Genomic DNA, 21400 nt, shown 5'->3' with positions numbered 1-21400 from the left:
ATCTCCAGCGTGAAAAGTCGCGCCGCCGTATTAATCTAATCGCTATGGCCTCGCGATGACCGGATACCTTCTCCATGCCCAAGGATACTGTCGAACCCCATCCCGAGACGCACACCGTCAATGCTGACTTCTGCGTCATCGGCGCGGGCGCGGGTGGCGTCGCCGTCGCGACGACGGCAGCTGCGTTCGGACAGCGAGTCGTGCTCATTGAAAAACATAAGATGGGGGGCGATGGCCTCAACTACGGCAGCATTCCCGCCAACGCTCTTCTGGCCGCTGCCAAGCGCGCCCAAGATATGCGGACCGCATCGCCCTTCGGTATTCGCGGTGTCGAACCGCTGATCGATCATGCGGCGGTCAACCGCTACGTTACGGACGTCATTGCCCGCATTGCGCCGAACACGACGGTCGAGCGCTTCGGCGGCATGGGCATCCAGGTGATTTCCGCCGCCGCCAAATTCCTGAACCCGACCACAGTTGCCGCCGGTGAATATCGCATCTCCGCGCGCCGCTTCGTCATCGCAACGGGATCCTCACCAACCATCCCGCCAATTCCGGGCTTGGCCGACGTTCCCTATTTCACCAACGAGACGATCTTCGATAACAACGCGCCCATTCCGCATCTCATCGTCGTAGGTGCCGGGACGACAGGCATCGAACTGGCGCAGGCCCATCGGCGCCTCGGCTCCCGTGTCACCGTCATCGACGCTGCCGACGCGCTTGGCGATGAAGATTCTGAATTGGCTGTCGTGTTGCTGACGCAGCTTGCCGCTGAAGGCATCGTATTCCGCGAAGGCGTCCGCATCACGCGCGTCTCCGGCACGGTCGGCAACATCACGGTCGAAATCGCAGGCAACGGCGAAAGCGAAACGGAACGGATCGAAGGCTCAGCGATTCTCGTCGCCGCAGGCCGCAAAGCCAACGTCGCCGACCTCGGCCTCGACAATGCCCGCATCAAAGTCGCCGGCAACGCGATCAAAGTTAACGAAAGCTTGATGACCACAAACAAGCGCGTCTATGCCATAGGCGATGCCGCAGGCGGCCTTCGCTTCGCACACGTTGCCGCTGAGCAGGCCGACGTCGTGCTTCGCCGCTCCCTGTTTCGTCAGTCGGCAAAAACGGTTGGCCGTTCCACGCCGCGCGTCGTCTTCACCGAACCGCAATTCGCGTGCGTCGGCCTGAGCGAGGCTGAAGCCAGCACCAAATACGGCCGCGTCAATGTTCTGCGCTGGCCCTATCACGAAAATGACCGCGCTCAGATCGAGCGTAAGACGGAGGGCCACATTAAAGTCATCACGACGAAGCGCGGCCAAATTCTCGGCGCGGCCATCGTCGGCGCCGAAGCCGGAGAAATCATTCAGATGTGGTCGCTCGCCATTTCCCAGCGCCTGAATATCAAAGCGATGACGCAATGGATCTCGCCCTATCCGACATTTTCCGAGATCAATAAAAAAGCGGCGATCCGTTACTTTGCAACAGTGCCGAGTAACCCCTTTTTGCGTAAAGTCATCGCGTTGCTCGCGAAGCTCGGTTAATGATCTCCGCGTAGGAGATGCTCGGTCCAGTGCAGCGCGCAATTTTCAACGGCGACGATAAAAACAACCATGACGCCAAGGGAGCGGCTTCGGTCTTCGTGGCGCCGTGGCGTGCCGTGGCGCGTTTCTGGGAAAGCCGTGGCCTCCCGACCAAACTCATTCTGCTGACGGCCATCTTCGTTTTGGTCGCCGAAGCCCTGATCTTCCTGCCATCGATATCGAGCTATCGCGTGACCTGGCTGCAGGAACGCCTGACCGCCGCCCAGCTTGCAGCACTGGCATCGGATGCGTTCCCAGGAGGTCAAATCCCTTCGGCTCTGCGCGCCGACCTTCTCCGAACTGCACAAGTGAAGGCGATCGCCTCCCGCACCGTCAACGAACGCCGTCTTGTCTATCCGCCCGACGGCGACCTATCGATCGACTACGTTTATTACCTGCCGCCCGAATCCAATTCCTTCTGGCAAAGCCTGTCGACGCATATCGAGCAGGCTCGCGATGCCGTGACGACCCTGTTGTCGAACGATCGCACCATCCGCGTCATCGGCCACAGCGGCCCCGACAACAACAGCCTGATCGAAATTGTCATTCCCGAAGCACCGCTGAAAGCCGCGATGATCCGCTACGGCATGAATATCCTGTGGCTGTCGATTATCCTTTCGCTGCTGACGGCCGTCGTCGTTTATTTCGCGCTGAGCCGCCTGTTCGTGAAGCCGCTGACGCAGATCACGACCAACATGCTGCACTTTTCGGAGAACCCCGAAGACCAAAGCCGCATCATGCCCGATACCGGCCGCCGCGATGAAATCGGGGTTGCCGAGCGCGAACTCGCAAGCATGCAGCGCCAGCTTTCGAGCTTGCTCGTACAAAAGAACCGCCTCGCGCAACTCGGCATGGCCGTCTCCAAGATCAACCACGATCTCCGCAATATGCTGGCGAACGCACAGCTGATCTCCGATCGCCTCGTTGCCATTCCCGATCCGACTGTGCAGCGCTTCGTGCCGAAGCTGATCGCCTCGCTCGACCGCGCCATTCAGTTCTGCAATTCATCGCTCAAGTTCGGCGGCGTATCGGAGGCCGCACCCCGGCGCGAGCTGATGCCGCTGAAACCGCTCATCGACGAGGTGGCCGACAGCCAAGGCCTGCCGCGGGAAGGCACCATCGCTTTCACGACCGATATCGACCCTGCACTCCTGATTGATGCGGACCACGAGCACCTGTTCCGTGTCCTCTCGAACCTCATCCGCAACGCTGTGCAGGCCATCGAGAGCATCGAAGGCAAAACGGATGGCGAGGTGCGCGTCACCGCCCACCGCGAGAGCCGCAAGGTCATTATTGATGTGATGGATAACGGCGCAGGCGTGCCACAGAAGGCACGCGAGAACCTTTTCAAGGCCTTTCAGGCTTCGACGAAGAAGGGCGGCACCGGCCTCGGGCTCGCCATCGCGGCTGAGCTTGTACAGGCCCACGGCGGCAGCCTGACGCTCGTCGACAGCGCAATCGGCGCCCGGTTTCGCATCGAGTTGCCGGACCGACCTGTCGACTGAGCAAGCCGGAGATCGGCCCGCCCCTTGCAAGCGCGGCGAGACGTCACGATGCTTGCGAAAGAGGGGTCTTGCGCTCGCCGCCGTGAGCCACTAGAGAGGGTTCCTTCGTCGCCCGGCCTTACGGCCGGATGGGCATCCGGCCCCTCCGCAACGAAAAAAGCGCCCGTAGCTCAGCTGGATAGAGCACCAGACTACGAATCTGGGGGTCAGAGGTTCGAATCCTTTCGGGCGCGCCATTTCAAAAAACAAAAAAATTTGTGCCTTCCATCGGGCCCGGCTGCGGCCAGCAATGAGGCGGCTAGCCCTCTCTATAGCGAGAGCGCGCATTCGTGCACGACACGACAGCCATGAACAATCGATCCTACCTGACGAATTTAAAACCGATATAGCTGTTCCCGTCCCCCCGGTGACGAGGGAGCAAATTTATAGCGCACCGTCACGCCAGCCGGGATGATCTCCCTTTGAAGTTAACCGCGAGCGGAGGAAATTCGTGCAACAACCTCCTGATCATAAAGACGTGGCCTCCCAAGATCATCTGAGTGTCGTTTTAGGCTTTACTGGAATGCTCTCTGGCGGAGGCAGCGCCGACGAAGTGGCACGCTTTGCGACCGATCATGGCTGGCTCGACGCGAACGGTCAGCTCACCGCCGCCGGAGACCAGCTTGCTCACGCGCTCCTGCAACAGAGCGGAACGCGAACGGTATTTCGTATTTAGTGAGCGGATCGCAGTATCCGGTTAGCGTTGGAAATAACCGGATCGCTCACTCAGCCCGAGCCGCCCCTAGCCGTGTCAGCGGAGCGGACCACCACAGACACCCAAATCTCTACTTAAAAATCCATTGCGCGCGCAATAGATGAACGTCTTGCATCAACGGCAGTGCCGGAAAGCGTGATCGTCACACGCGCGCGGATCATCGTGGCCGCCGGCGACAGCCAAGCTGCCTGCGATCGCGGACAAGACGACCGCTACGAAAAGGCATCTGAGAAAAGTCGACATACGGAACCTCCTGACTGAAATACGGTCTCACGCGCGGCTGCAGCTTTTGCAGGTACTCAAAGCCCAACTTCGGAAGGTTCACGCAGGACGTTTCACGCCGAACATAAAATTTCGAGATGACACCAAAGTCCTCCCGCACGAGGCAAGCATATTCGAAGTCAATCATTCCGGCGGCTTCGGCAGTGTCCTACGGATTTTTTGCTTCGCGCGGTTGCCGCAAGCACTCATGCTGCACCACCGTCTCTTGCCGCCATGTGTCCGATCGAGAAAAAGCAGCGTGCATTCTTTTGCCTCGCACACCTTAACTTTTGCCAAATCATCTTTGCACAGCATCTCGGCCATCGCGTTCGCAACGGGAAATAACAAGTCCATCGGCGTCATGAAACGCCGCTTAAACTCCCAGAACAATTTTGGCTCTGCGCATGTCGTTTGCGCGATCTGACCGAAGCGCGCATCCCGTCTCAAGATCGCATTGAGCGGCGCCAGATCTTCCACGGCAGATGGACATAACCGACGACCTGCATATTCATTTATGAAACTGCGAAACCAGTCGCCAAGCCGCTTGGCGTCGTCCGCGACAATATCCAGATCTGAGGAATTGACCGCCTCGCGAAAATACCGCGCAACGTTAGAGCAAACCAGCTCCGCGCTCTCTAGCCAGTGCAGAAAATCTGTTCCTGACTTAAGCGGCCTCATCTCGGCGCCCGGCGGCGGCGCGAGCGCGTTTAGGAAATCGAGAGCGACCGCATTAGCTAGAAAGATGGGCGCGTGACCGTGTTTTCCGGCATGCCGCCACTTAGAAGTCCTCGCCAGCCTTCTACGCATTAATAACCTCTTTTTATCTTATTTATCAGTTACGAATGGAGGTCTGATTGCCTTGGGGAAATCGGACATTGCGACTTCTGCTTCCCGTCGCAAAACTCGCCATAAAAACAGCGATAAATCGCCATGAGCCAATTCGCCTCGCTAAATTTTGTTGCCTCAGGTTGACATGTACGGCTCACAAATAATAACCGTTACATGCCTATTTATTAGGTTACTATAAAAGTCGTCAGAAACTGCAGCGGCAGTCACAATCTCAGACTTCGAATGACGCCACGAGCCGGCGTCAAAACCCTCTTCGAACATCTTTGCTGTCAGATATCGCGGATGCCTCGATCGAGATCTCAAGACGCCAATGGCGGACACAATCCCAACTCGCAACGAACAGCCGACCGCTCGCGCGGTGGCGCGGCGATAAACGTCGAGTCGCTCGCATCGAGCACGCCGAGGCGGGCCCATCGAGAGCAGCAAGAGACATTTTGCACTGGATTGATGCGACGTGCCGTTGCCGGCGATGATCAGGCATACAGCGAGCTATTGAAGCGCCTTCCTGGAATGCTGCGCGCCGCTTTGGTTTCAAAATTACAGCGGTATCAGCTTTCGACCGGCGACCTCGACGATATCCTTCAGGAAACTCTCATCGCTTTCCACGCCCAGCGGCATCGCTGGGATACATCACTCCCGGTCATGCCTTGGGTTGTAACGATCGCAAAAAATAAAATCGTCGATGAATTAAGACGGCGACGTAGACACCATGTGCTTCCAGGCAAGCTCGCAGAACTGGCCGTCAGTGTCAGCGCGACCGCCGAAGAGTCTCTCGCCAGGTACGATGTTGAGCGGCTTATCAAAGCTCTGCCAGAACGAAATCAGGAAATAGTCGCGGGAATTTCGCTGAATGGAGATTCCGCACGCGATCTGGCCAAGAAGCTCGACATGCTGGAAGCGACGGTCCGCGTCATTCACCATCGATCTCTCAAGCGAATGGCCAAAAGCTTGAAAAAATGATGCGTCTTTCGACCATCAGTAACGTAACAAGACGAAAACCGAAGCGCTTATGACGGCGCTTCGATTTCCACTATAGTCATGGAGCAATTGCCAAAATCGTCCGTCAGGCGCTGCCGGGCACATTTCCAAGCAGCGGCCCCAACCCCTCGGCATAGGTGAGATGGGCAATAACGGCATCACGCAGCTTGGGATAGGGAAGCTCTGCAAGCATCGCGGTCTGCACGGTCGTCATCACTTCCCCTGCCTCGGCTCCAATCATCGAAAATCCGAGGATTCGATCATCGTCTGCGCCGACCAGAATTTTCATAAAGCCCTCGACCTCATCTGTCGCGTTCGTGCGCAACACGTGGCTCATCGGCAGTCGGGCGACGCGTACCGGAACGCCTTGCCGTTGAGCTTCTCCCTCATCCATGCCGACACGAGCAAGCGGTGGATCGGTAAACATGACGTGGGGAACGAGACGGTCGCTCGTCTTCCGCGTGCCTCCAGCCATGTTCTCGCGCACAATTCGGAAATCATCGACGGAAACATGCGTGAATTGCGGGCTTCCCGCACACTCACCAATTGCCCAAACGCCAGGCGCCGTCGTCTGCAGGCTTTCGTTGACACGAATGAACCCGCGATCCGTCACATCAACACCGGCCGCATTCAATCCGATCCCGGACGTATTCGGCGCACGTCCAACAGCAACCAGCAAATCGCTGCCTTCGATCCTTTTATCTCCCGATGATGAACGGATAACGACGGCAACAGCGTCCCCCGACATTCCCTGGACGTCGATTGGAGTTGCGCCGAGAAAAACCTCGATCCCTTCGGACACCAAGATTCCCAGCATCTCGGACGCGACATCGGCATCCTCGCGCCCCATCAGTTGCTCTCCGGGCTCTATGATGACCACACGACTGCCAAAGCGGCGATACGTTTGTGCCATTTCGATTCCGACATATCCGCCTCCGAGAATGATCAATCGCTCGGGAGCATAGTCGAGTTCCAGCGCCTCGATATGCGTCAGAGGACGAGATTCGAGCAGCCCTGGAACATTCGGAATGGCAGCATGAGAGCCGACGTTAATAACGACGTCGTTGCCTCTCAAAATACGCGTTCCGCCATCATTCGAGCCGACCTCAATAGTCTTGGGAGCGGTGAACCGGCCACTCCCCATGATCAGCTCTGCGCCGCTCGCCTTGTAGGCGCTGAGGTGAAGCACCTTCTCGCGATCAACCATGTCATTCTTTCGCTGACGAACCTTTGCGACGTTCGTCGTCACGCTACCGATCTCGGTGCCAAAATTTTTCGCGTTGTGCACGATGTGGGCGACTTTAGCGCTCCAGAGCTCATTTTTGCTCGGAAGACATGCGACGGCCGGACAAGAACCGCCAACCCAGCGCCGCTCGACAACAGCAACCTTTTTTCCGGATCGGCCCAGGTGCCATGCCAGCTGCTTGCCGCCCTGGCCGCTCCCCAAAATGAGGGCGTCGACGTCTTCTACTTCAGACATAATTACCATCTCTCCGCGCTGCTTTGGATTTGTCGGCAACGCCCATACGGTTCTCACTGCGCTGATGTTTCAGCCGTGAACGACAACCAGCTTTCCATTCGCCTCATTGGCTTCCATGACGCGGTGCGCTTCACGGATTTCCTCGAATTTGAAAATTCGCGAAGGCTTCGCACTCAGCTTTCCCTCCGAGACTTGCCGCGCGATGTCTTGCAAAGGCACATCCGACAGCGGAAAGCCGGGATTTCCAAAAACGAAGCTGCCAAAAAACGTGAGGTTGACGCCGCTCGCCATCTGCAGAAGCGGATTGAAATCGTGTATCGGTTCGAGACCGCCCAACCAGCCTGCCAAGCAGGCCCGGCCGCCGCGCTTCAGCATATTGAGCGAGTCCATGATCGTGCTGTTACCGACAAGATCGAGGATGGCGTCGAGCGTCTTGCTCTCCGCCAGCCTCTCGGACATTTTCGGCCCCTCGATTTCGCACCGCTCAACACCGAGCGCCTCGAGTTTGGCAAACCGCTCCTTGCTCCGTGTCGTGGCGATCACGCGAGCGCCGGCGTTCACAGCCATCTTAACCGCCGCCAAGCCAAACGACGACGTCGCGCCGCGGACAAGCAAAAGCTGCCCTTTCTGAATTTCGAGATTGCGAAACAGGCAAGTCCAGGCCGTGGCATATGTCTCGGGGATCGCCGCAAGCTCAGCCCACGGCAGATTGGATTCGATCAACGCGACGTTCGAAACCGGCGCACGCGTGTACTCCGCGTAACTGCCGTTGATCGTGCGACCCAAGCCGCCCATGAGCGCAGCGACCTTTGCACCGACGGGAAATTCACCGCCGGGGCACGACTTTACGATGCCGACGCATTCAATCCCGCTAACCTCGGCGGCTTCCGCCCATTCGCCTCGACGCATATGCATTTCGGCGTGATTGATACCGAAAGCTTTGATTTCGATGACAACGTAACCCGCCTTTGGCTCGGGCTCCGGAATGTCTTTATAGACGAGGCTGTCCAGGCCGCCGAATTTCTCAAGAACGATGGCACGCATGATGAATACTCCGCAGAAAAAAGTGGTCGTCAGCAGACCAGCCCAGCGACCGACGGTGTGAAGGATCAAGACAAGAAGCTGCGAATGTCCGCCGCGATCTCATCCGCGTGAGTTTCGAGAGCGAAGTGACCCGTGTCGTAGAATTTGACGACCGCGTTCGGATTGTCGCACTTGAACGCTTCCGCACCTGCAGGAACAAAAAATGGATCGTTCTTGCCCCAAACGGCGAGAAGAGGCGTTTTATGGGAACGAAAGAAGTTTTGAAATTTCGGATAGAGCGCAACGTTGCTTTTGTAGTCGCCGAAGAGATCAAGCTGAACGTCATCGGCGCCGGGTCGCGCAAGATAGAAGTTGTCGAGACCATACCCGTCCGGCGAGATCACCGAGACGTCGGAAACGCCATGCGTGTACTGCCAGTGCGTCGTCTCGGGAGCGAGAAACGGGCGAAGCGCGGCGCGATTGGCTTCTGACGGTTCTTTCCAATAGGCCTGGATGGGATTCCACCCCTCACTCAGACCTTCCTCGTAGGCGTTGCCATTCTGGGAGATGATTGCCGTGATCCGCTCAGGATGCTTCACAGCGATGCGCAAGCCCGTCGGCGCGCCGTAGTCAAAGATGTAGATCGCGAATCTCTTGAGACCGACAATCTCGGTAAAGCGGTCGATGACCGTCGCGATGTTATCGAAGCTGTAGGTGAAGCTCTGGCGCGATGGCATGTCAGACTGGCCGAACCCTGGCAGGTCTGGAGCCACGACATGAAAGCGATCCGACAATAGTGGAATGAGATCGCGAAACATGTGGCTGGAACTCGGAAAGCCGTGCAGCAACAGCAGCACCGGCTTCGTTGCATCTCCGGCCTCGCGATAGAAAACGTTAACACCATCCACATCGACCTTGGCATACCGCACGGCACTCATGACCAGTCTCCTGAAAGGCTTTTTACGTAACCTTCAAAACAGTATTTACTGGGTTACTAGCGGGCGCGTAACTTGTCAATTTGCGTTTTCAAGGTTACCGCGAGAGGATAGGTTGAGAAATTTGAGAGCCTTGGATGTCTTGGCCCTCCACTCCGGCAACTGAGCGTGAGGGCGACCACATAAACGCCTGAAAAACGGCGGCGCGACACCTTGAGCATTACCTTGCGGTGCTGCTTGGGTTCCATTTGCGAAAGGGATGTCGGAAAGGTCCCGCGACCAGAGACGGGGCGGAACGACGGCTATCGACCCCGGAAGCATTGGGTCGACCTCGTCTCTCTATTTGCGAGACGCGGGATCTCTATTCGCCGCGAACGCGCTCCCGGTGGGCGGCCTGTTTCGCACGATTGCCGCAAAGCGCCATGCTGCACCACCGGCGGGTATGGGCGCGGGTTTTATCGACAAACAGCATCGTGCATGTTGGTGATTCGCATTTCTTTATGTAGCGAAAATCCTCATAGCAGATGACGTCTCCAAACGCCTTTGCAATGGGAAGAAGGAGCGATTCCGGCGACCGCCAGCGGCGTTCCGGCAACCAAGCAAGTTCAGATCGACCTTGCTTCCCGCCTTTCGAATCCGTCGTGACGACGATCTGCCCAAATTCTTCGTCGCGACTAAGGACATGGTTAAGCGGACCGAGTTTCTGGAGCGCGCCGCGTTTCAGCGGCCGACCTTTATATTCGTATATGAAGCCACGAAACCATTCGCGGAAAGACCTCGCCTGTGCAGCCGCAGCGTCAAGCTCGCCAGGCACAGAATTCTTCCGGAGCAGACTTCCAATTTCGGGAGAGATGAATTTTGCCGAAGTCAGCCACGCGAGCAAATCATCGCCATTTGTAATCCACTCAACGGTCTCGTCGAATGGCATGCCGATTGAATTCAGAAAGTCCAAACCCGGAGCATCTGCGATGAACATCGCCGGAGGCCGCTGATCACTCATTTCAGTCCCAAATTTCAGCCCCGCTCGCGAATGAGGTAAGCGCGCATCACGAAGTAACCACTGAAACCTGCCTTAACAAGTTAACTGCGTCAAGATAACCCCTTTACTGATATTTTAAAAGTTACTTCGCACCTGGAGCACCCCACCCCGAAACGGATGTCGTCGGCGTTCCACGCACAAACGAAGCAATAGAAATTGCGCGCAAACGGCCACCCACGACCCAAAGCGATCATCGACTCCAAGTGTTGGCGCGCTCAATGCCGCTCAGCGTTTCGGCCAGAGCGATGAGTTCTGCGCGCGATCATTCGGATCACAATGCGCAAGCTCGCCTCTTGAAGGCATCCTATGCGATGGGAAATTGGGCCTGCTTCCAATCAGGCTTAGGCACAGAACTGTGCTCGGACGGTAACTCGTCGGCGACTATCGCCTTGACGAGGAGTTGAGCCAAACACGCCCGCCAGTTAGGCTAGACGGCGCTGCGAACCAAAACTGCGAATACTCCTCGCTCGGCAAGGCTTAAAATGAACATCCGAGGGGATGTTAGACGGTCGGACTCGATGCGCCAATGGCTTAGCCACTTGGTGCTTTTTGTGTTTGTTCTTCGCTCGCTCATCCCCGTCGGCTTCATGCCGGACTTCAGCGGCACTTCGATCGGCGCCTTCCGCATTGTTATTTGCACAGGCTTGGGACAACAAACCATCGACCTTGACGCCAATGGTCATAAGCTTCCCGCCACGCCAGGCGGCTCAAAGCATCAGCCTTGTGCATTTTCCATTTCTGCAGTCCCCGACCTGCCGCTGACGACGATCGCAATTATTCAAAGCGCCCTCGCGACTGTCATTACGCGGGGTCAAATATTCGAGGTCTTGCCGCCTGCGCGAGCAGGACCGGCCCTTGGCTCCCGCGCACCACCTCAAATCTCCTGAACCTGTTTGCGACAGCACGCGGTTGATGCCGTGCGTGTCGTAGTCAGTAGGATCATTCATGTCCGTCGCGCCGGCATTCGATGTCGCCGCGCCTCCTGTGACGCCACAAAACGTCTCCTCCAACCAAATTCAATGTAACGAAAGTTCATTCCATGACTTCGCGCTGGTATAATGCTGTTTGGCGCTGGCACTTTTATGCCGGTCTCTTTTGCATGCCGTTCGTCATCTGGCTCTCCTGCACCGGCGCGCTTTACTTGTGGCGTCCACAGATCGAAGCCTGGCTCGACCGGCCCTACGACAACCTCTCAGTCAACGGCGCACCTGCATCGCCCGACGCTCAAGTCTCCGCCGCTCTTAAAGCCGTCCCTCGATCACAGCTGCGAAAATACTATCTTCCGCAATCACCGACTGACGCGACGCGAATTCTTGTCGGCAAAGACGGCGCAATGTCTCGCGTCTACGTCGATCCCTATACGCTCCAAGTACTCAACGTCGCCGACGAGGAGAGCCGCCCGTTCAGAGTGATCTTCCACCTTCACGGCGAACTGCTTGCCGGCGCAGTGGGAAGCTATCTGGTCGAGATCGCGGCCTGCTGGACGATCGTGATGCTGATAACCGGCATGTACCTCTGGTGGCCGCGTGGACGCGGGCTGGCGGGCGTCGTCTACCCGCGGCTGTCACGCGGCGGCCGCGGCTTATGGCGCGACATTCACGCGACCGCGGGCTTCTGGATTTCGTTCTTCGCGCTGTTCCTGATCGTAACGGGACTGCCCTGGGCGAAAGGCTGGGGAACCTACCTGACCGAGATTCGCGAACTCACAGGCAGCGCGCGTGGCCCGGTCGATTGGACCATTGGCGGCAAGCCCCCAAAAGCCGCCGCAATGACACCTGAGCACCATGGGCACATGTCGGTTGGAAACATGGCATCCGTCAGTCGTCCCGGCGAACTCGAACGGGTCATTGCCACGGTCCGGCCATTGAACCTCGCGCAACCCGTATCAATCAAACCGCCTGCGGCAGCGGGAGGACCGTGGCTCGCTGCATCCGAAGCCGCCAATCGGCCGCTGCGAAGTAATTTGACCATCGACGGCGCGACAGGCCGCATTATCGAGCGAACTGATTTCGCCGAGCGGCACTGGATCGATCAGACGATCGGCTACGGCGTTGCCGCGCACGAAGGCCAGCTGTTCGGTATCGCAAACCAGATCGTCGGTACGCTGACAGCGCTTTTCCTCGTCGGCCTGTCCGTGTCAGGCGTCGTCATGTGGTGGAAGCGGCGTCCGGCTGGAACTTTGGGTGCGCCGATGGCGCTTGCGCGACCGAAAGTCGGCGCCGCTCTCATCGTGTCGATCCTGCTGCTCGCAGTCTATATGCCGATGTTTGGCCTGACGCTTGCGCTCGTGCTTCTCATCGAAGATCTCGTATTGAGACGATTGGAATCCATCCGAAAATGGCTTGGTTTACGAGGTGAGGCGCATCAGTCGGCGTGATTGCAATCGCTCGGCGCGCTCCTCCCCGCGAAGCGATCTGCCATCCAATCGACCGACGGCTTTGCAGCATCGCGGCTGATCATTCCATGGCCGACGCCGGGATAGGACAACATCGCGACGCGGCTTCCCGCGGCGCAGAGCGACTTCGCATAAACAGCCGTCACCGGTGGATCGACGACGACATCGGCAGCCCCCTGCGCGATCAGAACAGGAACGCTCGGCGGCAGCGTGCCGATCGTATTTTCAGCCAGCAGACGCTTCCAAGGCTCCATGGCGGTCGGATCTTTGACCTTTAAAAACTGTTGCGTCAGCTCCTTGCCGATTGTCTGTCGCGGCCGAATATCGATGATGGATTCGAGACAGATGTTCGCCAATCTGTCGACGTCCGGGACCGCTTCCGGAACGATGATCTCGCTCATTGGCGCGCCAAAGCCTCTGTCCCACGACCATAATGTCATCGCGAGTAGGTTCTTGCCCCCCGCCGTCGCGATGTCGTCGCGCATCAGTGCCCCGAGTTCTGTCGCCGGTGCAGCCGCGACCACACCGAGAACCGAAAGATCGGGAGAATAGCTCTTCGCCAGTTTCGCCGCGAAAAGCACGGCTTGCCCACATTGCGAATGCCCCCACAGAACAGATCGCGTGCTGATATTCGCGCCCGGCAGCTCATGCGCCGCCCGGATCGAATCCAGAACCGCGCGCCCCTCGCTGTCTCCCACCAGATAAGGATGCGGACCCGGAGTACCCAATCCCGGATAGTCCGTCGCCGCGATGGCAAAGCCATGCTCCAGCATCATACGGAGACCCGGAATCTGCTGAAAGAAAAAGATCGCGAGCGTCGGTGCGCAACGCGGAACGATCCCCGTCGTCGGATGTGCCCAACCCACCACAGACCATCCATCGGGCGGCGGCGTTCCTCCAGGAACGATCACCGCGCCCGATACGGCGATCGGCTCGCCTTTGAGACCTGTCGAGCGATAAAGCACGCGCAGGGTCCGCGCGCCGAACCAGCTGTCACGCATCGGCTCCGTTCGGATAATCGAACCGGGCGGACCGGCGATCTCAGCTGGTGACGCTTGATAGAAAGCAGACTGAGCCGCCGCCGGATGTGTCCCCAGCGTCGCAAACACCGACGCAACGGCGGCAATCATGACGGCAAAACACTTATCGATCATAGACGAACCTCAAATGTCCATGGGCGCTAGCCGTCAAGCGTATCCGGTCAGACAACACCGCAACCTCCATTGGCCGCCGGATCTCAAGATGTCCCTCGCGCCCGAAGCGGAAAGGCCACGATAGCCGACACCGATGAATTGGCCGCGGTGAGATCGGATTGCGCCAGCGCTCCCCGCCGCCGGCCGTAATGAGCATCGCACCCGCGGTAACCAAAACCAAAATAGGGCTTCTGGATCACATTATCACACGCCTGTGCACAATCGGGCTTAGCCTAAAATTGCGCTAGAATAAAAAAGCTCAGCGCTCCTCCAGGCATAAAAAAAGTCCGGGCACAGCAAGCTGTGTCCGGACCAGTCTTGGGGGTAGGGGAATTACTGTGCCGCGTTACCGGTGTCCTTATCGACGTTTGCGCGGTGAATGACGTAGGCTCGAATCGCAGCCGCATCGTCATGATTGAGCACCTTGGCGAATGACGCCATACCCGCATTCTGCAGACCACCCTTGAGCAGGATGTCGAACCAGGCATCATCCTTCAGGAAGCGCGAGGCGCGCAGATCGGGATTGACGCGACCGCTGACAACGCCGCCGCCATGGCAAACCGCACAGAACTGATCGAACAGTGCCTCACCTTTGGCAACCGTCTCCGGACTTGCCGTTTCCGGCGGCGGGTTGAGGACGAACTTCGATTCCGGCGGAAGCGGAGGCAGTTTCGCCGTGCCACCGACCTTGAACACCATCAGCCGACTGATGTTGCGGAGATTGCCGGATGCATTTGAGTTCACACCTTCCATCAGCGGATAGGCGCCGCCCCAGCCAACGAGAACCGCAACGTACTGCACGCCATCAACCGCATAAGTCATCGGCGGCGCGATTACGGCCGACTGCGTATCGAACAGCCAGAGCTGCTGCCCGTTGTCGGCGCGATAGGCGTTGATGTCACCCGCCGCGGTGCCCTGGAACACGAGGTTACCCGCAGTCGCCAGAGTGCCACCATTCCACGGCCCCCTATGCGGAACGCGCCAGGCTTCCTTCTGATTCACCGGATCCCACGCTTGGAGATAACCCTTCACCGGCTGGTCGGGAGAAGCGCCGGAGGCCGTCGCCAAGTTCCAGCCCTGGACCTGGGTCTTGTAGTTCTTATCCGGACCGTAGAACCAAGGAATTTCCTGCGTCGGGATGTACACGAAGCCCGTCTTCGGACTATACGACATCGCCTGCCAGCTATGCCCGCCGAGCGGTCCCGGCAGGATCGTCACCTGCTTGCCAGTTTGATCGTAGCGAACTTCCGGGTTCTCGATCGGACGGCCGGTCCGCATGTCGATCCCCTTCGCCCAGGTCTGGGGAATGAAGTTGTTTGCGGAAATCAGCTTACCGGTCTTGCGGTCCAGAACGTAGAAGAAGCCGTTCTTGTTAGCCTGCATCAGAACCTTGCGAGTCCGGCCGTAAATCTTGAGGTCGGCTTGCATCAGCTGCTGGACGGCGTCGTAATCCCATTCCTCGCCGGGCGTCACCTGATAATGCCAAACGTACTCACCCGTGTCGGCTTTCAGAGCGATGATCGAAGACACGAACAGATTGTCGCCTTCGCCGCGACTACGAACGGCGTGGTTCCATTCGAGTCCGTTGCCGGTGCCGAAATAGACGTAATTGAGTTCCGGATCGTAAGAGATCGCGTCCCAAACCGAGCCGCCACCGCCGACTTTCCACCACTCGCCGTCCCAGGTCTTCGCCGCCATTTCCATGGCTTTATTTTCGAACGGCTTCGAGGGATCGCCGGGAATGGTGTAGAAGCGCCAATCGAGCTTGCCCGTCTCGGCGTCATAAGCCGAGGTGTAACCACGGATGTGATATTCAGCGCCGCTCACGCCAAGGAACACGCGACCATTCGCGACGCGCGGAGCCTGTGTCAGCGTCATGGGCGCCTTGGGATCGACCGTCAGCACGCTCCAGACCGGCTTGCCGGTTTTTTCGTCGAGCGCGATCAGACGACCATCGAAGGTCGCGATATAGATCTTGCCGTTCCAGGCAGCGACACCACGGTTAACGAAATCGCAGCACCCATCGACACCCTTCGCTCGCGGCACCAGTGGATCGTATGACCAGAGCAGTGCACCTGTCTTGCCGTCATAGGCTTTGACGATGCTCCAGGCCGTCGAGACGAAAAGCTTGCCGTCGATTGCGAGCGGCGTCCCTTCCTGGCCACGATTGGTCTCAAGGTTTGCGTACCAGGCAAGACCGAGGTCTTTGGCGTTTTTGTCGTTGATGCCCTTGAGCGGGCTGAAGCGCTGCTCGCTATAGGTACGACCATAGGTCAGCCAGTCGCCCGGCGTTTTGTCGGCGTGGACGATGCGCGCCGTATTGACTTCAGCAGCCTGGACGTGTGCCGTCCATGGCAAAACCAGCGCTGACGTGGCGCATGCCGCCAAGACGGCGAGTGAGTGAAGGTTCTTGCGTGGCGTCTGAAACGCGATAGAAGCCGAAGATTGTTTCTCTGGCATTTAAGGTCTCTCCTGCGCAGGCCTGGATACCGGCGCGGTAAGTCCCGAATTCTGGGACGATGTGAAAATCCGGCTGGGTGCAAAGAATCGGCGTTTGCGCGCGATCAAGGCTGGTTCGTGCCCAGATATGCTGCGACAGCGCGAAAATCCTCCGGCGTCAGGGAACCGACGATGCCGCGCATCTGCCCATCGAGATCGTTGTGCCTCATACCGGACGCGAACTCGACGAGCTGCTGCTGGATGTAGGGGGCCTGCTGGCCTGCAAGCTGCGGAGCGCCCGTCGATTGTCCATCCGGACCGTGACACGACGCGCACGCCGGAATCCCTTTGTCCGCATTGCCCTGATTGTAGAGCTTGGCGCCTGGACTGTTCGCGTCGCCTGATGGCGGCTTACCCAAACCCGGCTGCGCCGACCAAAAGGCGGCAAGGTCCGCCATATCCTGCGTGGAAAGCAGACGCGATATCTGGATCATGTCCCGCCAAGGACGATCGTCGTTCTTGAAATCCTGAAGCTGCTTGTAGATGGTCAGCGGATTCATGCCGGCAAGCGTCGGCATCAATCCAGCGTTGCTCAGTCCGGCGTGGCCGTGACACGCCTTGCATTGAATGGCGAGAGCCGCGCCGCGCGTTGCATCCCCGCTCTTGATGATGGCCAGCGTCTTGTCATCGAATGTAACAGTCGACGCTGGTCTACCGTCGGCATACGCCACACCGAAAACGACCGGCGTCGACACAGTAATGACGATCGCCGCCAACGCGGCCAGCCGCCTGAACTTGTGCCGGCCAGCATTGCCGTTCACAGGTTCCTGTTCGCACGTCATGATTGCTCCTACCTGCTCAATATTCCCGGCGCAGATGGATTTCGCTCTTCGAACGCTCCGATTTCGGTGCAGCAAACTTTGGGATGACGGCGGCACGAGCAAGCGACCTCAAAACGCCAAAATCCCCTCATGGTCAGCTGAACAGAAAACTCGGCACAACTCGCCGCACGAAAGCCTGAAATGCTTCCCTGAGATCCACCAGCGGGCCGAACGGTGCGAAGGTTCTGCCGAAGAACTTTAGAAGGCGGTCTCACAGCCTGGGAGCTTCCGGAATGTCCGCTCCGTGGCCGCGAGCTTAAGGTTCACTAGAGCACTGGACACGGATCAATCCGACTAAAGTCCATGACCCACATCAAGTATCGCGAGGGCGTGAACGTACGGTGCTAATATCGCCTACACTGCGTGACCCCACATTCGCTGCAAAAAAAGACAAAAAGCCCCGCAGGTTTGCGCTGCCTGATTTTCGACTTCCCGGCCTGTCGTTTCATCAGAACTAGCCGCGCAGAAGCACGAGATAGACGACAGAGCACATCGCTCCGACACGGGGCGAACAATTGTAACGCACGATCGGATTGCGCCAATCCCAGCGCAATCATCGCGCGCCACCGCCTCGCCGAAGAAGCCCGATTAACCCGCCTCGTCTCGGATCGGGGTGAGTCGCTTATAATAGAGTTCGCTGTAGATCGAGATCTCGAGGTTCGCAATGCCAGTCAGAGGCCGAACGTCTCGCTCGATTACGTCGAGCAGTTCGCGATCCGTCTGACAGATGAACTCCGATAGAATATCGAAGCGTCCTGCACAAATGACCACGTAGGTGGTGTTCGCAAGCCGCGTCAAAGCATCTGCCACATCGGTTGCCCGATGCCCCGCCGCAACGTTGATCGCGACCCAGGCCATCGACCGGAATTCTAGGCTCATCGGGTTGATCAGCGCAATGACATTGACGGTCCCCGTATCTGTCAGTTGTTTGAATCGCAGGCGCACCTGCCCTTCGGAAATATCGAGTTCATCGGCAATCTGCAAAAATGGCTTGCGCCCATCCTCGCTCAAAGAGCGAATGATACGCTCGTCGATCGCATCGATTGCACGCGGACGCACGCCAGCCTCGGCGACCACCTTATTTTTCACCGCCGCGAAATGTGCGAGCTGATAGTGGAAGCTCAGATAAGGCATCGCCTCGATTGAGCGGATGCCGGGTATTTTACCAACTTCGTTTTCGATCGTCGATTGAAGCGCCGAACGATCCTTGCATAGGACTTCGGCAAAGATCGAATAGCGCGACGTCGCAACAACGACATAGTCGATGCTCGGAATCTTCTGAAGTTCTTGCGCGATTTTAGTCGCCGGCTGATCCGGGTGGGTCGTGAGGCCCAAAAGCGCCGATGCGCCGTAACCCAGGAGCGCTGGATTGGTCACGGCGGTGATTTGCATGACGCGCTGCTCTATAAGATCAAGCACCCGGCTGCGCGCAGTTTTCTCGGTCACGCCAATCTCACGAGCAATGTGTGAGAACGGCATCCGCCCATCGGCCTGCAACAACGAAACGATCCGTCGATCGATATCGTCAAGTGACGCGACGAGCCGGAGATAATCCGGCGTCGTCATGTTTCGCTTCATTATTCCCCTCCGGTGCACGCCACCTGAAGGCGTGCTCTCAAATCTCTGTCAAATCCAATGCGGAGAGCGGGCCGCGACGAAACCGTGCATCCCCCGAACGTCCGCGCAAATACGAATTGCCATTGCTAAAATATGGTTTGCGACGAATTGCTGTTGTCGATAGGCTCCTATCAAAAGGGGTATCGCCCGAGAACTACAAAAAGCACTGAGTGAAAGCTTCGCTCAACGCTATAGGAAATAATCGCAAAGGCCGCCTCAAGGACAAATTCAGATTCCAGGCGCGGAACACCTAGCCAGGGACACGTTTCTCGATGCAGCACTTCGATCCGGAACTTGAAAGACGTATCAGGACCTTTGAAACCACACCCGACAACGACGCGACTTTCAAACCGCGCGATTGGTTTCTGCTCATCGCTCTTGGTATTGTATTTCCCGCAGCACTGCTCATCTGGGGATGGCAGCGGTAACGGCGCCCGCGCCCACTCTCCTGCCGAGACAGAAATGCGAACTCACTTGAAGAGGCGCATGGCCTCATTCGCGAGCACACCACCCGCAATATCGATCGGTGCGAACGGCGCTTTCGACGCCACATACTCTGACGAAATGTCGATCTGTTCAAGCTTGCTCGCAATCTGTTCGACGGATGCCGCGTAGACGAGGCGCCCGATCCCGCACCAGATGATCGCCCCCATGCACATGCAGCACGGTTCGCCCGAGGTATAAAGGGTGCTGCCCTTCAATTCCTCTGGTCCATGCGTGGCAAGAAAGGTCCGAATGGCAACCATTTCCCCATGCGCCGTCGGATCATGATCGATGCCTGTTCGGTTGTGACCGCGGGCCAGGACCTCGCCATTTTTGACGATGACAGCGCCGAACGGGAAGGCAGCCTCGGCAGCTTCCTGCAGCGCAATCTTCATGAATGTCTCATCCTGCGGCAGGACCGGGGCCATGCGCGCGCCCGCTTCACGCGAGAGCGCGATCGTCGAAGCGACGAGCGTTACCCCGCCTTTGAGAACCGTTCGCCGATGCATCTGACCACCTTCGAGATTTGAAATAGGGATATCGTCCCATTCTGCTCATTGAAGCTTGCGCGTCGATGACCTTCGCAGCGTAGAGCAAACGGAACGTGAACTCTTACGCCGGAAGAATTCAAGACTATCTCGGAAATCGGACATATCGAAGCGAGCACCAAATTGGTTTTGGCTTCTGGTCTCGACCTCGCTATGCGTCGGCACCAGACATGGACGAGCACATGGATTGCTAGCGACGATGCTGACCAATCTCAAAATCAACGCACGACGGCTGTGGGACAGCTTGATGGACACCGCCGCGTTCGGCGGCACGGAAAAAGGCGGCCTCAAGCGGCTGACGCTCACCGACGAGGACAAGCTTGTCCGTGACTGGTTCAAGACCCAGTGCGAAGCGCTAGGTTGTAAGGTCAGCATCGACGAGGTCGGCAACATGTTTGCGACCCGCAGCGGACGCGACGACAGTCTTCCGCCGATCGCTATGGGATCGCACCTCGACACCCAACCGACCGGCGGCAAATTCGACGGCATTCTCGGAGTTCTTGCCGCGCTCGAAGTCATGCGCACGCTGCACGAGCAGGATTACGAAACGAACGCCCCGATCGAGATCGTCAACTGGACGAACGAGGAAGGCTCGCGCTTTCCGCCAGCCATGCTTGCATCGGGTGTTTTTGCCAGCGTGTTCCCGACCGCGTACGCTTACGAACAAGTCGATCGCAATGGCGTGACGTTCCTGGAAGAGCTGGAGCGGATCGGCTACCGCGGGTCGATGAAAGCCGGCGACCACAAGCTGTCGGCTATGTTCGAGCTTCATATCGAACAAGGCCCGATCCTCGAAGCCGAAAAGAAAATGATCGGCATCGTCACCGGCGTGCAGGGCATGCGCTGGTATGAAGTCAACGTGCACGGCCAGGATGCGCACACGGGCGCCACGCCGATGTATCTTCGAAAGAACGCACTGCTCGGCGCCGCCCGTATCATCGAAGCCATCGACGCCATCGGCCAAAAGCATCAACCGGGCGTTGCAACCGTCGGATTGATCGAGAACAAGCCCAACAGCCGCAACGTCGTACCAGGCGAAGTCTTCCTGACAGTCGACATGCGCCACCCCGATGAAATTGCACTCGATGCGATGGAAGCGGATTTTAGAGCCGCACTTGAAACGGCCATCCCGGCGCTCGGGCTAACCTACGAAGAAAAGAAGATCTGGTCGTCACCCGCCGTGAAGTTTGCACCTGAGCTGATCGACTGTGTCCGTAGCGCGGCGGCGAAATCGAACTTTGGTATGCGCGACATGGTCTCCGGCGCCGGCCACGACGCCGCCTACATCGCCCGCGTCGCGCCGACCACGATGATTTTTGTGCCCTGCGAGGGCGGCATCAGTCACAATGAAGCTGAAGCAACAAGCCCGGAAGAATGCGCGGCAGGCGCCCAGGTTCTGCTCGACGCCGTGCTCGCATACGACCAGACGCTTGCAAAATGATCGGA

Annotated in this window: 17 protein-coding genes and 1 tRNA gene; 8 read left to right on the top strand and 10 right to left on the bottom strand. The window is 58.0% G+C overall.

Translation table 11 applies throughout. The annotated features are described in order from the left end of the window. Positions 1-74: 74 nt before the first annotated feature. The 4 genes from HYP802_RS0102610 to HYP802_RS23450 all read left to right on the top strand — a co-directional run bounded on the left by HYP802_RS0102610 (position 75) and on the right by HYP802_RS23450 (position 3794). On the top strand, positions 75-1535 hold the full coding sequence (locus tag HYP802_RS0102610; protein WP_013950472.1) for an FAD-dependent oxidoreductase: 1461 nt from the start codon (positions 75-77) through the stop codon (positions 1533-1535). Between the two features lie 29 nt (positions 1536-1564). Continuing rightward, a complete protein-coding gene (locus tag HYP802_RS0102605; RefSeq protein ID WP_244420941.1) occupies positions 1565-3079 on the top strand; it encodes a HAMP domain-containing sensor histidine kinase in 1515 nt (504 codons plus the stop codon). A 159-nt stretch (positions 3080-3238) separates the two neighbouring features. Next, positions 3239-3315: transfer RNA gene (locus HYP802_RS0102600), tRNA-Arg, on the top strand. A gap of 254 nt (positions 3316-3569) precedes the next feature. Beyond that, entirely contained in the window at positions 3570-3794 is a 225-nt protein-coding gene (locus tag HYP802_RS23450) for a hypothetical protein (protein ID WP_155831108.1), read from the top strand. A gap of 444 nt (positions 3795-4238) precedes the next feature. On the opposite strand, the gene HYP802_RS0102585 is transcribed toward HYP802_RS23450, so the two are convergent. Further along, entirely contained in the window at positions 4239-4901 is a 663-nt protein-coding gene (locus HYP802_RS0102585) for an ABATE domain-containing protein (RefSeq protein ID WP_013950469.1), read from the bottom strand. Positions 4902-5390: 489 nt separating this feature from the next. Here HYP802_RS0102585 and HYP802_RS0102580 point away from each other — a divergent pair, with 489 nt between their 5' ends. Beyond that, the gene (locus tag HYP802_RS0102580; RefSeq protein WP_013950468.1) at positions 5391-5903 is read left to right on the top strand and encodes a sigma-70 family RNA polymerase sigma factor; all 513 of its coding nucleotides are present in this window, start codon (positions 5391-5393) and stop codon (positions 5901-5903) included. A gap of 103 nt (positions 5904-6006) precedes the next feature. Here the strand turns inward: HYP802_RS0102580 and HYP802_RS0102575 are convergent, their stop codons facing one another. The 4 genes from HYP802_RS0102575 to HYP802_RS0102560 form a co-directional block, all read right to left on the bottom strand. Continuing rightward, on the bottom strand, positions 6007-7401 hold the full coding sequence (locus HYP802_RS0102575) for an FAD-dependent oxidoreductase (protein WP_024275084.1): 1395 nt from the start codon (positions 7399-7401) through the stop codon (positions 6007-6009). Between the two features lie 69 nt (positions 7402-7470). Then, positions 7471-8445, bottom strand: coding sequence for a zinc-binding alcohol dehydrogenase family protein (locus HYP802_RS0102570; RefSeq protein ID WP_024275083.1), 975 nt, complete (start codon positions 8443-8445; stop codon positions 7471-7473). Positions 8446-8510: 65 nt separating this feature from the next. Then, a complete protein-coding gene (locus HYP802_RS0102565) occupies positions 8511-9362 on the bottom strand; it encodes an alpha/beta hydrolase (protein WP_013950465.1) in 852 nt (283 codons plus the stop codon). A gap of 358 nt (positions 9363-9720) precedes the next feature. Then, positions 9721-10359 (bottom strand): CGNR zinc finger domain-containing protein, encoded by a 639-nt coding sequence (locus tag HYP802_RS0102560; RefSeq protein WP_024275082.1) that lies wholly within the window; start codon positions 10357-10359, stop codon positions 9721-9723. A gap of 1078 nt (positions 10360-11437) precedes the next feature. Between HYP802_RS0102560 and HYP802_RS0102550 the strand changes: the two genes are divergently transcribed. Continuing rightward, positions 11438-12775: a PepSY domain-containing protein gene (locus tag HYP802_RS0102550; RefSeq protein WP_013950461.1), complete on the top strand. Its 1338-nt coding sequence runs from the start codon at positions 11438-11440 to the stop codon at positions 12773-12775. Here HYP802_RS0102550 and HYP802_RS0102545 read toward each other — a convergent pair. The 4 genes from HYP802_RS0102545 to HYP802_RS22730 all read right to left on the bottom strand — a co-directional run bounded on the left by HYP802_RS0102545 (position 12763) and on the right by HYP802_RS22730 (position 18884). After that, the gene (locus HYP802_RS0102545; RefSeq protein ID WP_013950460.1) at positions 12763-13947 is read right to left on the bottom strand and encodes a lipase family protein; all 1185 of its coding nucleotides are present in this window, start codon (positions 13945-13947) and stop codon (positions 12763-12765) included. The genes HYP802_RS0102550 and HYP802_RS0102545 overlap by 13 nt on opposite strands. Positions 13948-14319: 372 nt before the next feature. After that, positions 14320-16446: a PQQ-dependent dehydrogenase, methanol/ethanol family gene (locus HYP802_RS0102540; protein WP_013950459.1), complete on the bottom strand. Its 2127-nt coding sequence runs from the start codon at positions 16444-16446 to the stop codon at positions 14320-14322. 104 nt (positions 16447-16550) lie between these two features. Next, the gene (locus tag HYP802_RS0102535) at positions 16551-17267 is read right to left on the bottom strand and encodes a c-type cytochrome (RefSeq protein ID WP_013950458.1); all 717 of its coding nucleotides are present in this window, start codon (positions 17265-17267) and stop codon (positions 16551-16553) included. A gap of 627 nt (positions 17268-17894) precedes the next feature. Continuing rightward, entirely contained in the window at positions 17895-18884 is a 990-nt protein-coding gene (locus tag HYP802_RS22730; RefSeq protein WP_013950457.1) for an AsnC family transcriptional regulator, read from the bottom strand. Positions 18885-19195: 311 nt separating this feature from the next. Between HYP802_RS22730 and HYP802_RS23775 the strand changes: the two genes are divergently transcribed. Beyond that, positions 19196-19351, top strand: coding sequence for a hypothetical protein (locus HYP802_RS23775; protein WP_197022708.1), 156 nt, complete (start codon positions 19196-19198; stop codon positions 19349-19351). A gap of 42 nt (positions 19352-19393) precedes the next feature. On the opposite strand, the gene HYP802_RS0102520 is transcribed toward HYP802_RS23775, so the two are convergent. Next, entirely contained in the window at positions 19394-19915 is a 522-nt protein-coding gene (locus HYP802_RS0102520) for a nucleoside deaminase (RefSeq protein ID WP_051463101.1), read from the bottom strand. Positions 19916-20153: 238 nt separating this feature from the next. Here HYP802_RS0102520 and HYP802_RS0102515 point away from each other — a divergent pair, with 238 nt between their 5' ends. Next, the gene (locus HYP802_RS0102515; protein ID WP_013950455.1) at positions 20154-21395 is read left to right on the top strand and encodes a M20 family metallo-hydrolase; all 1242 of its coding nucleotides are present in this window, start codon (positions 20154-20156) and stop codon (positions 21393-21395) included. Positions 21396-21400: the final 5 nt, after the last annotated feature.

Origin of the sequence: Hyphomicrobium sp. 802, from assembly GCF_000526135.1 — a bacterium.
In the GTDB taxonomy this organism is placed as follows: domain Bacteria; phylum Pseudomonadota; class Alphaproteobacteria; order Rhizobiales; family Hyphomicrobiaceae; genus Hyphomicrobium_B.
Note: the sequence above shows the minus strand (reverse complement) of the source record. Positions and strands in the feature narration are given on the sequence as shown.